Genomic DNA, 12822 nt, shown 5'->3' on the forward strand with positions numbered 1-12822 from the left:
GTTATGTAAAAAAATTTTGACAAAATATATTTTTGTTCAAAAAATGCGAGTTGAATTTTAAATGGATAAGTTGAAAACTAAAATCTTGTTGATTTCATTATTGTTGTTGTTGCTGTTTTCTGTTCAGTCAGTAGCAGCGGTAAGTGATAATGATGGAAACCTAACAAGCGAAAGTATTGATTTATCTATATGTGATAACGAAGACTATATCAGTCCTGATGATGTTTTAAGCGCATCAGATAATTTGGATGAATTGGGTGCTGATGAGATTTCATTCACCGTATTAGCGGATGAGATTTCTCGTGGCGGAAATGTTGAATTGCAGCATGATTATTACATATGTTCTGATTCTGAGTCCACTATTACTATCATAGGTGATAATAGAATTATTGATGGCAGAGGTGCGGTAATTGATATGGCAGGAACAACTATTCAAGCATTTTATGTAGAAGATTCTGGTGTAACAATTAAAAACCTAACAATCAAAAATGCTAACTTTAATGGTAATGGAGGAGCTATTTACTTCTATAGTTCCGGTACTGTTGAAAATTGTAATTTTGTTAACAACACTGCAACTGAAAACGGTGGTGCAGTTTTCTTCAATAAACGTGGTAATGTGGCAAATTGTAATTTTACAGATAACACTGCTGGATATGCTGGTGGTGCAGTTTTCTTCCAGGATAACAATTGTGAAGTAACAAATTGTAATTTTGCTGATAACACTGCTGAAATTAGTGGTGGTGCTATCTATATGGTGTTGGGTAGTGTTGAAAATTGTAGTTTTACTAATAACTCCGGTGAATTCTATGGTGGTGCTATCTATATGAGGTTTAGTAGTGTTGAAAATTGTAATTTTACTAATAACTCTGCTGTGTATGGTGGTGCAATCAATATGGAGTGGGGTAGCTTTGAAAATTGTAATTTCACTGGCAATAATGCGTCTGCTGGTTCGGCTATTTTCTTTTGGGATACATCAGCCACTAAAACTGTTTCCAATTCTATTTTCTTAAACAATAGAGCGAATGCAGAAACATTAGAAGTAACCAAAAATGAAAATAACATTACAATTACTTTCACAGGTAACAATAACCTTCTAAACGCAATCTATTCCAGAAATGATGGCGAAGTTACCTTTACCAATGTGACCTATTGGAGTGCAAACGGAATCAACAGCACAGGCAATTTCCCTATCAAACCACCAAGATCCAACAGGCAAGCCGGTCAAAACATCACTTTAGAAATTTTTGATTCTGATGATAAGCTTGTTGAAAACGTTACTTTAGTAACTGACATTAACGGTCAGGCCATATATGACTTAGCTAAACTAGGCAACGAAAAATACAGATATAATGTCTATCACTTTGAAGACAGCTATTACACCTATGCTGAAAGCAACGGCACATTTACCAATAGTCTGGGTGATTTCAATCTATTGCAAAGGGATATCAATGGAGCTGCTGAAAATTCAGTGCTCACTTTAAACCGCAGCTACACATTCACTGTAGGCATGGATGAAAATCTCGCCGACGGCATTGTCATTGACAAGCGAATTACAATCAACGGTAACGGCTACACTATCAATGCACTTAATAAGGCCAGAATCTTCAAGGTAACTGCAGGCATTGTGGTGTTAAATAACATTACATTTACAAACGCCAATGCTTCAGGTGATGGTGGTGCAGTTTACTTTTATGGTAATGGTATTGTAACTAATTGTAATTTCATTGATAACTCTGCTCAGCGTGGCGGAGCATTTTATTTAATAGGAAATGTTATTGTAACAAATTGTAATTTTGTTAATAACTCCGCTTCAGTTGATAGTAGTGCTATTAATATAGGTTTCGGTACTGTGACAAATTGTAATTTTGTTAATAACTCTGCTTTTGGTGATTTTGGTGCTATCTGGATTTTTTCTGGTAATGTGACAAATTGTAATTTTGTTAATAACTCTGCTCGTTATGGCGGTGCAGTTTACTTCCGTGATTATGGTACTGTGACAAATTGTAATTTTACTAACAACACTGCAACTCAAGATGGTGGTGCAGTTTACTTCAATGGTTTTTATCATCGAGGTTCTACTGTGACAAATTGTAGTTTTATTTCTAACAATGCAAAATCCAATGGTGGTGCTATCCGGATGCTTTCTGGTAGTGTTGCAAATAGTAATTTTACTAACAATACCGCAACTCAAGATGGTGGTGCAGTTTACTTTGAGAGTCATTTTCGTCTAAGTTCTACTGTGACAAATTGTAATTTCACTGGAAATAATGCGACTACAGGTTCTGCTATTTACTTCGGGAATAATTTAGAAACTAAAACTGTTTCCAATTCTATTTTCTTAAACAATAGGGCAAATGCGGAAACTTTGGAAGTAACCAAAAATGAAAATAACATTACAATTACTTTCACAGGTAACAATAACCTTCTAAACGCAATCTATTCCAGAAATGATGGCGAAGTTACCTTTACCAATGTGACCTATTGGAGTGCAAACGGAATCAACAGCACAGGCAATTTCCCTATCAAACCACCAAGATCCAACAGGCAAGCCGGTCAAAACATCACTTTAGAAATTTTTGATTCTGATGATAAGCTTGTTGAAAACGTTACTTTAGTAACTGACATTAACGGTCAGGCCATATATGACTTAGCTAAACTAAGCATCGGAAAATTCAGATATAATGTCTATCATTTTGAAGACAGCTATTACACCTATGCTGAAAGCAACGGCACATTTACCAATGGCCAAGGTGATTTCAACCTCTTGCAAAAGTATATCAATGTGGCTGCTATAAATTCAGAGCTCACATTATACCGCAACTACACATTCACTGTAGGTCTGGATGAAAATCTCACCGACGGAATTGTCATTGGCAAGCCGATTACAATCAACGGTAACGGCTACACAATCAATGCACTTAATAAAGCCAGAATCTTCAAGGTTACTGCAGACAATGTTGTGTTAAATAACATTACATTTGCAAACGCCAATTCTTCTAGGAGTAATGGTGGTGCAGTTTACTTTAAAGAAAAAGGTAATGTGACAAATTGTAATTTCATTAATAACACTGCAACAGAATATGGAGGCGCTATTTACTTCCACGATTTTGGTACAGTTGAAAATTGTAATTTCACTAACAACATTGCAATTGTTGTTGCTGGTGGTGCAATTTACTTCTATAATGTCGGTGAAGTGACAAATTGTAATTTTATTAATAACTCTGCTTATTATGGTGGTGCTATTAGGATGGTACTAGGCAGTGTTGAAAATTGTAATTTCACTAACAACACAGCAACACATGGTCAGGCTGGTGCTGTCTACATGGATTCTGCTAGTGTGATAAATTGTTGTTTTACTAACAATATTGCAACTTATAATGGTGGTGCAATTTACTTCAATAGTAATGCTGATGTGACAAATTGTAGTTTCACCAACAACATTGCTTCAGGCAATGGTGGTGCAGTTTACATTGGACGTAATGCTACTGTTGAAAATTGTAATTTCACTGGTAATAATGCGACTAATGGTTCTGCTATTTACTTCTTTAGTATTCCAGCCACTAAAACAGTTTCCAATTCTTGTTTACTAAACAATAAAGCGAATGCAGAAACATTAGAAGTAACCAAAAACGAAAATAACATTACAATTATTTTCACTGGTAACAATAACCTTCTAAACGCAATCCAATCGAGAAATGATGCTGAAGTTTCATTTACCAATGTGACTTACTGGAGTGCAAACGGAATCAACAGCACAGGCAATTCCGCTATCAAACCACCAAGATCTAATAGGGAAGCGGGTCAAAACATTACTTTAGAAATTTTTGATTGCGATGATAAGCTAGTTGAAAACGTTACTTTGGTAACTGACATTAACGGCCAGGCCATATATGACTTAGCTAAACTAAGCAGAGGAAAATTCAGATATAATGTCTATCACTTTGAAGACAGCTATTACACCTATGCTGAAAGCAACGGCACATTTACAAATGGCCTGGGTGATTTCAACCTATTGCAAAAGGAAATCAATGCTGCTATAGATTCAGTGCTCACCTTAAACCGCAGCTACACATTCACTGTAGGTCTGGATGAAAATCTCGCCGACGGCATTGTCATTGACAAGCCGATTACAATCAACGGTAATGGCTACACAATCAATGCACTTAATAAGGCCAGAATCTTCATGGTTACCGCAGATAATGTGGTGTTAAATAACATTACATTTACAAACGCCAATGCTTCAGGTGAGGGTGGTGCAGTTCACTTCTCCGAATATGTTGAAGGTAATGTAACAAATTGCAGTTTTAATAATAACTCTGCATATACGGGCGGTGCTATCATTTTCAATATTGGGTCATTTGGTAGAGTGGTAAATTGTAATTTTACTGATAACACTGCTGGAAATGGTGGTGGTGCAGTTTACTTCAGAGTTGATAATTGTGAAGTAACAAATTGTAATTTTGCTGATAACACTGCTGGAATTAGTAGTGGTGCTATCTATATGCTATCTGGTAGTGTTAAAAATTGTAATTTTACTAATAACTCCGGTGGAGTCTATGGTGGTGCTATCGATATGATATCTGGTAGTGTTGAAAATTGTAATTTTACTAATAACTCTGCTGAGTATGGTGGTGCAATCCATACGGACTGGGGTAGCATTGAAAATTGTAATTTCACTGGCAATAATGCGACTACTGGTTCTGCTATTTATTTCTGGGATACATCAGCCACTAAAACTGTTTCCAATTCTATTTTCTTAAACAATAGAGCGAATGCAGAAACATTAGAAGTAACCAAAAATGAAAATAACATTACAATTACTTTCACAGGTAACAATAACCTTCTAAACGCAATCTATTCCAGAAATGATGGCGAAGTTACCTTTACCAATGTGACCTATTGGAGTGCAAACGGAATCAACAGCACAGGCAATTTCCCTATCAAACCACCAAGATCCAACAGGCAAGCCGGTCAAAACATCACTTTAGAAATTTTTGATTCTGATGATAAGCTTGTTGAAAACGTTACTTTAGTAACTGACATTAACGGTCAGGCCATATATGACTTAGCTAAACTAAGCAAAGGGAAATACAGATATAATGCCTATCATTTTGAAGACAGCTATTACACATACGCTGAAAGCAACGGCACATTTACAAATGGCCAGGGTGATTTCAACCTATTGCAGAGATATATCAATGAGGCTGCTGTAAATTCCGTGCTCACCTTAAACCGCAGCTACACATTCACTGTAGGTCTGGATGAAAATCTCGCCGAAGGCATTGTCATTCACAGGGGGATTACTATAAACGGTAACGGCTACACAATCAATGCACTTAATAGGGCAAAAATTTTCATGGTCAGTACAGACAATGTTGTGTTAAATAACATTACATTTGCAAACGCCAATTCTTCTAGGAGTAATGGTGGTGCTGTTTCCTTCCCTAGTTTTGGTAGAGTGATAAATTGTAATTTTATTAATAACACTGCAACCAATGGTGATGGGGGTGCTATTAATATGGGTTCAGGTACTGTAACAAATTGTAATTTTACTAACAACACTGCAACCAATGCTGTTGGTGGTGCAGTTTACTTCAATTGGGATGGTACTGTAACAAATTGTAATTTTGTTAATAACTCTGCTGACTATGGTGGTGCTATCTCCATGGAGTTAGGTACTGTGTCAAATTGTAATTTTACTGCTAACCAAGCTTCTGTTGATGGTGGTGCAGTTTACTTCAATTGGGAGGGTACTGTAACAAATTGTAATTTTACTAACAACAATGCAGAAGACTATGGTGGTGCAGTTTACTTCGATGAGGAAGGTACTGTAACAAATTGTAATTTTACTGGCAATAATGCGACTACGGGTTCTGCTATTTACTTCTGGAGTACTTCAGCCACTAAAACTGTTTCCAATTCTTGTTTCTTAAACAATAGAGCAAACGCAGAAACTTTAGAAGTAACCAAAAATGATAACAATATTACAATTACTTTTACAGGTAATGATAACCTTTTAAACGCAATCTATTCCAGAAATGATGCGGAGGTTACTTTTTCCAATGTTACTTATTGGAGTGCAAACGGAATCGCAAAAACTGGCAGTTCCGCTATCAAACCTTCAAGATCCAATAAGGAAGCAGGTCAAAACATCACTGTCAGCATATTAGTAAATGATAAAATTGTTTTAAGTGAGGTTTATCTCACAAATGAGAATGGTACAATTGTTTTGGACATAAAAGCTGGAGATAATTATTTCATTGGTGTTCGCCACGACACAGATTCATACTACACTGAAGCTGAAAAAACAATCACAAACATGACATTCAATGTGAATGTCACCTCCAAGACAACCACTAACAAGACTGTCAACATCACTGCAAAATCCAATATTTACAGTGAGGTCATGCCAGGTAAATTACTGTTTATCCTTCCAAACGGTGATGAAGTGAATGCAAGTTATGCAGGTAATGGAATCTGGTGGACAAAATATACATTTGACGATTACGGAGTATATGAAATAAATGCTTCATATTCCGGATTGGATAATGTAAGTGTCAACAACGGAACTGTTACTTTCACTAAAGCCAACTCTACAATCAGTGCGGGCAATAAAACAGTCACTTACCCAAGTGATATTGTTTTGGTGACTAGCGGTGAAAACTCTACTGGAATAAACAAGTCCAGCGTTGTAATCCGCAACCCTGACGGCACACTTGCAGATGCTAATGTCGTTGTTGACGGATTCAGCATAACAATCAGCGGTTTAGGTGCAGGCAATTACACAGTTTACTATAACAACACTGTAAACTCTGATTGCAATGGTGCAGGCAACTTTACAGGAATCACTGTCTTAAAAGCAACATCATCTGTCAGTGCAGCTGATGTTAATGTTACATACGGCGATTCCGTTGTGGTTGTTGTAGACTCAAAGAATACAACTGGAGTTTCATATCAGATTATCGGTTCCGGTGCTGTTGTTAAAGAAGGACTTGTTAATGTTGGTGAAAACATAACTGACATTGATTTGGCTGCTGGTGAATACACAGTCAACCTGACAACTCTGGTTAATGCCAACTACACTGCTTCTAGCTATAAATCCAAGATTACAGTTAATCCGGCAAGTTCATATGTCAGTGCCGAAGATGTGGAAGTTACATACGGCGAAGCAATAGTCATTCCTGTTTCAACTGTCAATGCCGTTGCGATTTATTATGAGGTCATTGATGAAAACAATACTGTTGTTGTTTTTGATATCATAGAATCCGGCTTAAACATTACAGTTAACGGATTGTCTGCAGGCCGTTATAATGTAACTTACATTACAGGTGTTGATTTAAACCACACTTCTGTGAGAAACGCTTCCAAAATCACAGTTAACCCTGCGGGATCCTGTGTAAGTGCTTCTGATGTAGCCGTTAACTTTGGCGAGGCCATATCAATTGTGGTTTCATCAGTCAATGCAACAGAAATATCTTACTCAATCCTTGACAGTAATAAGAAATCTGTTGTAAACGGCAGTGTAAAACCTGGTGAAGCAATCAGCCTTTCTGATTTGGCTGCAGGAGATTACACTGTAAGCCTAAATACAGTCACCGACGCTAACCATACAGCTATATCAAACAGTTCCAAACTGCACATCAGACATGTTGTTACAGTTACTGTTGAACCTGTAACCGGATATGCTGGTGAAGTTGTCAGCTTCACTGCAGAGATCAAATACGAGAATGGGGAATTGGTAAATGAAGGCACTGCTTATTTAACCATCAAATATGATGAAAGAGAAGTGCTTGCCGCTTCCATATACTCCATCTTAAGTGCAGATGAATCCGTTCCTGTTTCAGACGGTAAGGCAACATTCAATGTTAAAATTGGCAATTCGGGCATCTACCCATATGTTGTGGCCTATTCAGGTGAAGATGTTGATCCTGTTCAAGCGGAATCAACACTTACCATTCTAAAAGTGAACACTACTGTTTCATGCTCTGACATATCCGGAAAACCAACCGATAAAAAGGACGTTACTGTTACAGTTTCAGATCACAACAACAAATCAGTTGAAAACGGAACTGTCACACTGACATTAAACGGAAAAACATACAACGCTACTGTTGAAAACGGTAAGGCAGTATTAAGTATTGAATTGCCAAATCCTGGAGAATATAATGCAACCGTTACATATAACGGCAATGAATATTATAACTCCACTACCTCTTCAATTGGTGTAAACGTCGAAAAGATGAACACCAAAGCTCCTATGGCTGGTGACGTCACCGGTAAAGCCGGTGAGAAAACTGACATTACAGTCAAATTTGTTGATGAGAAAGGCAATCCTGTCAAAAACGGTACTGCTACATTGACCATTGATGGTAAGACATATACTGCAGATGTCATAAACGGCGCTGCAACATTCAAGGATGTTGTGCTGCCTGAAAAAGACACTGTGGCGGATGTTTATTATCAGTCAAATGACTACTACAACGCAAGCTCTGCAACATTTTCCGTTAAAGTCAAACATGACAGCAACAATAGTGATGAAAACAAAACCGCAAAACACGTATCATCCAAGGCTGCTGACACCCGACAAACAGGTAATCCGATAGCTATGATGTTATTGGCATTGCTGGTGATGGTTATCACATATCGCAAAAAATAAAACTTTAAAAGAGAATTTTAATATTCTCTTACATTTTCTTTTTTTAATATTCAATTGTTTGTGAAAACTTATTAACACATTTCTACAATATTTAATCATGGAATTCATCCTCAACAGCAAAAAGTATTCTATTATCAATCATGAATTGTATATTAACTACCTGATGGTTGACAGCTATTTCAGGGACGGTCATTCAAAATATGACTATGATATCAAATTTGATTTCATAACTCCTCTTTTAAGTAAGAAAAAAATAGAATTCAGCGACATTCTTGAAGGAACAAAGGTTTTAGAAGATCTGATTGAACAAGAAAAAATCAATTTCATACCTGCAGGCACATATATTGATGAGCATGTAAACGGTAACTTTAAAATAACATATCAGAACTTGGAATTCGTTAATGTTCATGTAGGTGAGGCAATTCCATTTCTAATAGCTCTCAACAGCCTTGTTGAGTATAAGCCAATCGTTACATTAGCACAAATTGAAGAGGAAATGAACTACTTTTTGGACAGGTTCAGAAGCTATTCTGAGGAATAGTCAACGTTCAATTGGGCTTCGGGATATATGAAACAGGTTGAAGTCTTTTTCCAGTAGCAGTTGTTGCATGTTCTGCATTTAACTTCCCCTTCACCTTCGATTTGCCAGTCCACAAGAAAGCTTGGATCTGCAACAAAAGGCCTTTGCATGGAAATGAATTCAACGTTTGTCTTGTTGATGATATTGTTTGCCTGTCTTAGGCTTTTGACACCGCCGCCCATTATAACGGGAATATTAACGTTTTCAATTATGGAATTGCAGTCACCGGCAAGTATCTTTTTTTGATAGTTTTCACGTGAAAAGTACTGTGGAGACCTTGGGCGTGTAATCTGAAGTGAATCAACACCATGCTTTTCCAGAAGTTTGGCTATCTTAATGGTTTCATTAATAGTAAGTCCGCCCTTTTGAATGTCAAATGCGTTCAGTCTGCAGTTTATGTGGAGATTGGTATTTTGTTTGATTACCTTTATGATTTCAAGAACGATTCGAAGGCGGTTCAATGTGTTTCCGCCATACTTGTCTTCACGTTTGTTGAAATATGGGCTTATGAATCTTGTCAAAAAATAGTAGTTTCCCAAAGCTATCTGGATGCCGTCAAAACCTGCATAGTCCATCTTTTGCGCCGCAATGATGAAATCTGTCTGGATTTTTCTTATATCTTCAATTGTCAAATCCTCAATTTTCACATTCTGCTCTGCATGCTTGTGGTACTGTACAAATCCGAGCTGTGCAAAAATCGGAACGTCATATACATGAACGAGATCGGTCAGATCTTTTGCCTCCCGTACAAAATACTTGTAGTTTAGTGTATTTGAATATTTGCTGAATACATCCTGAGGATAAAGTGAGTACAATTCAGTAATTATCAAACCTACGCCACTTGCGGCTATGTTTTCATATCTGTTATATATCTCAGGAGTCATATTTCCAGGCTGTTCTCTTTGTGATTCCCACAAACCTGTTCTGATGACACGGCTGTTGAGTTCAAATTCTCCAAATTTCACATAATCAAACAAATCTTTCATGATATATATTAATTTAAAAATAATATAAATCTGTTTTCATTTGATTTAAGAAAAATAAAAAAAGATGGGAAAATGTCTATAAAATGTATAATAAGCTAATCAATACAGCAAACAATACTGATATCAAATCGTCTCCTGATTCAGTTATATTTGCAGTACTGTTTTGTGGATTGTTAATGTCCCTATTGTTTTTGAAGATATCTTGAGGCATTTCAGCGAGATTGTTATCACCTGTCATACCGTCTAATGCACAGCTAGGGCAGTTGAATGCTAATGAAAAGCATTTGCAGACATCATCCCAGTCTTCATCCCATTCGGATTCATCTTCCCAGTCATCAAAGAAGGTATCCCAGTCAGTATCATCAAGATCTTCGCCATCCCAATCGTCAAGGTCTTCATCATCTTCCCAATCATCAAAGAAGGTATCCCAATCGATATCGTCTGAGTCATCTTCCCAGTCATCAAAGAAAGTGTCCCAGTCGATATCGTCTTCATCATCTTCCCAGTCATCAAAGAATGTGTCCCAGTTGATATCGTCTTCATCATCTTCCCAGTCATCAAAGAATGTGTCCCAGTTGATATCGTCTTCATCATCTTCCCAGTCATCAAAGAAAGTGTCCCAGTCGATATCGTCAAGATCTTCATCGTCTTGCCAATCAATATCGTCTGAGTCATCTTTCCAGTCATCAAAGAAAGTGTCCCAGTCGATATCGTCTGAGTCATCTTCCCAGTCAAGCTCATCATCCCATTCGTCAATGTCATCATCAGATTCCAAATCTGCATTGTCATCTGAAATGTAAATTTCATAACTCTCACTATTTAAATCATCAACGTCTGATGCGGATATTGCGCCGATGCATGTAAATAGGACTATTGAAAGCAGTAATATTGCAAAAATTTTTTCTGGTTTCATTTTTTACCTCATTATCTTAAAAATTTTTACAAGTAATAGTTTGACATGACATATAATAAATCAGTGAAAGTGTTTTCTTTATGGGTGATTTGAAAAGTTAAAAAAAAGAGATAAAAAAATAGAAAAAATAGAGGAAAAACCTCTATAATCCGAAGAACAGATATATTAAGAATACTATAAAGAGTACCCATACCAATGGGCTCATTTCTTTAGCTTTACCGGTTGCAGCAGCAACGATTGTGTATGTGATGAAACCAAATGCAATACCAAGGGATATTGAATATGATAGAACCATCATGATGATTGTCATGAATACTGCAGCAACGATTGCAAGGTTGTCCCATTCGATGTCTTTAATTTGAACAAACATCAATATACCTACGGTTACCAAAGCTGCTGTGGTAACAGAAGATGTAAATAATGCAAGAACGGTAGGAGCAAAGAATACTGAAAGGATGAACAAGATTCCAGTAACGATAGCTGTAAGACCGGTTCTTCCTCCAAGACAGATACCTGTTGCACTTTCAACATATGCGGTAATGGTACTTGATCCGAATATTGCACCAACGATTCCGCCTAATGCGTCGCTGATGAAAGCTCTGTTGATTCCTTCGGTTGTTCCATCTTCTTTTTCATATCCACATTCTTTTGCAAGAGGAATAAGTGTTCCTGTAGTATCAAAGAATGTAACGAAAAGAAGGGAGAATAAAATCATTATTAAACTTGGAATGTTTTGGAAAAGTTCTCCGAATCCTGATGCGAATCCTGCAAATACGCTGAAATCAAGGTCAAATGATATCCATTGAGCCGGTAATGATGGCAGTACTCCATCAGCAGTGCCTAATCCTGCAAGTGATAGGATAACACCTATAATGGCAGTAATAAGCAGACCGACAAATACGGATGCAGGAACTTCACGTACATATAAGATTAATGTGATTGCAATACCCACTAATGCAAGCAATATTGGTGCGGAGGTTAAAGGACCTAAAGTAACAAGAGTTGATGGGCTGGCGGCTATGATTCCGGCATTTGCAAGACCTAAAAATGCCAAGAAGAAACCGATACCTGCACCGATAGCGAGTTTCAAGTCTTTAGGAATAGTGTTTAGAATAGCTTCCCTTAATCCGACAAGAGTAATGATTAAAAAGAGTACGCTTGATAAGAATACTGCAGCGAGTGCTGCTTGCCATGAAAGACCCATACCTAAAACAATAGTATAGGTGAAAAGTGCGTTCAGTCCCATTCCCGGAGCAAGTCCAACTGGATAATTGGATAATAGCCCCATTATTATACAGGCTATACCTGATGCAAGAGCAGTTGCAATAAATACGCCTGAAAGTGACATTCCGGTTTCAGACAACATTCCTGGGTTTACACCTAAAATATAGGACATAGGTAGAAATGTTGTGATACCTGCTATAATTTCAGTTTTAAAGTCAGTTTTATTTTCATCTAACTTAAACAATTTATTTAACATATAACATCTCATTTTCCTATAGTATTACTTTCATCGTTATGTAAATATAAAGTATTCGATATGAAATTCAATATATATCATTTTTAACATAATTTCATTCGAAAATAACTGATATTGTTGATGCAACATATTAGTATAATCATGTAAGTTGAATATTATTAATTTGAATAGAATTTTTCAATAATTATTTAAGATTGTTTAACAAAA

The 12822-nt window shown here is 36.8% G+C and carries 5 protein-coding genes; 2 read left to right on the plus strand and 3 right to left on the minus strand.

Annotation, left to right across the window (positions count from 1 at the left end):
* The first annotated feature begins 61 nt into the window (after positions 1–61).
* Together Q0W04_RS05085 and Q0W04_RS05090 are read left to right on the plus strand one after the other, a co-directional pair.
* Positions 62–8656, plus strand: coding sequence for a right-handed parallel beta-helix repeat-containing protein (locus Q0W04_RS05085; RefSeq protein ID WP_298501001.1), 8595 nt, complete (start codon positions 62–64; stop codon positions 8654–8656).
* 97 nt (positions 8657–8753) lie between these two features.
* A complete protein-coding gene (locus Q0W04_RS05090) occupies positions 8754–9197 on the plus strand; it encodes a hypothetical protein (RefSeq protein ID WP_298501003.1) in 444 nt (147 codons plus the stop codon).
* Here the strand turns inward: Q0W04_RS05090 and Q0W04_RS05095 are convergent.
* The 3 genes from Q0W04_RS05095 to Q0W04_RS05105 form a co-directional block, all read right to left on the minus strand.
* Positions 9182–10222 (minus strand): tRNA-dihydrouridine synthase, encoded by a 1041-nt coding sequence (locus tag Q0W04_RS05095; protein WP_298501006.1) that lies wholly within the window; start codon positions 10220–10222, stop codon positions 9182–9184. The two genes, Q0W04_RS05090 and Q0W04_RS05095, sit on opposite strands and share 16 nt — an antisense overlap.
* Before the next feature lie 76 nt (positions 10223–10298).
* A complete protein-coding gene (locus Q0W04_RS05100) occupies positions 10299–11135 on the minus strand; it encodes a hypothetical protein (RefSeq protein ID WP_298501009.1) in 837 nt (278 codons plus the stop codon).
* A gap of 142 nt (positions 11136–11277) precedes the next feature.
* Positions 11278–12603, minus strand: coding sequence for an NCS2 family permease (locus tag Q0W04_RS05105; RefSeq protein WP_298501011.1), 1326 nt, complete (start codon positions 12601–12603; stop codon positions 11278–11280).
* Positions 12604–12822 lie beyond the last annotated feature (219 nt).

Source organism: uncultured Methanobrevibacter sp. (assembly GCF_947170395.1).
In the GTDB taxonomy this organism is placed as follows: domain Archaea; phylum Methanobacteriota; class Methanobacteria; order Methanobacteriales; family Methanobacteriaceae; genus Methanocatella.

Bases quoted from the DNA above. Each gene is read 5' to 3' on its own strand.
- Q0W04_RS05085 (WP_298501001.1), top strand. From the start codon at position 62: ATGGATAAGTTGAAAACTAAAATCTTGTTGATTTCATTATTGTTGTTG.
- Q0W04_RS05090 (WP_298501003.1), top strand. From the start codon at position 8,754: ATGGAATTCATCCTCAACAGCAAAAAGTATTCTATTATCAATCATGAA.
- Q0W04_RS05095 (WP_298501006.1), bottom strand. From the start codon at position 10,222: ATGAAAGATTTGTTTGATTATGTGAAATTTGGAGAATTTGAACTCAAC.
- Q0W04_RS05100 (WP_298501009.1), bottom strand. From the start codon at position 11,135: ATGAAACCAGAAAAAATTTTTGCAATATTACTGCTTTCAATAGTCCTA.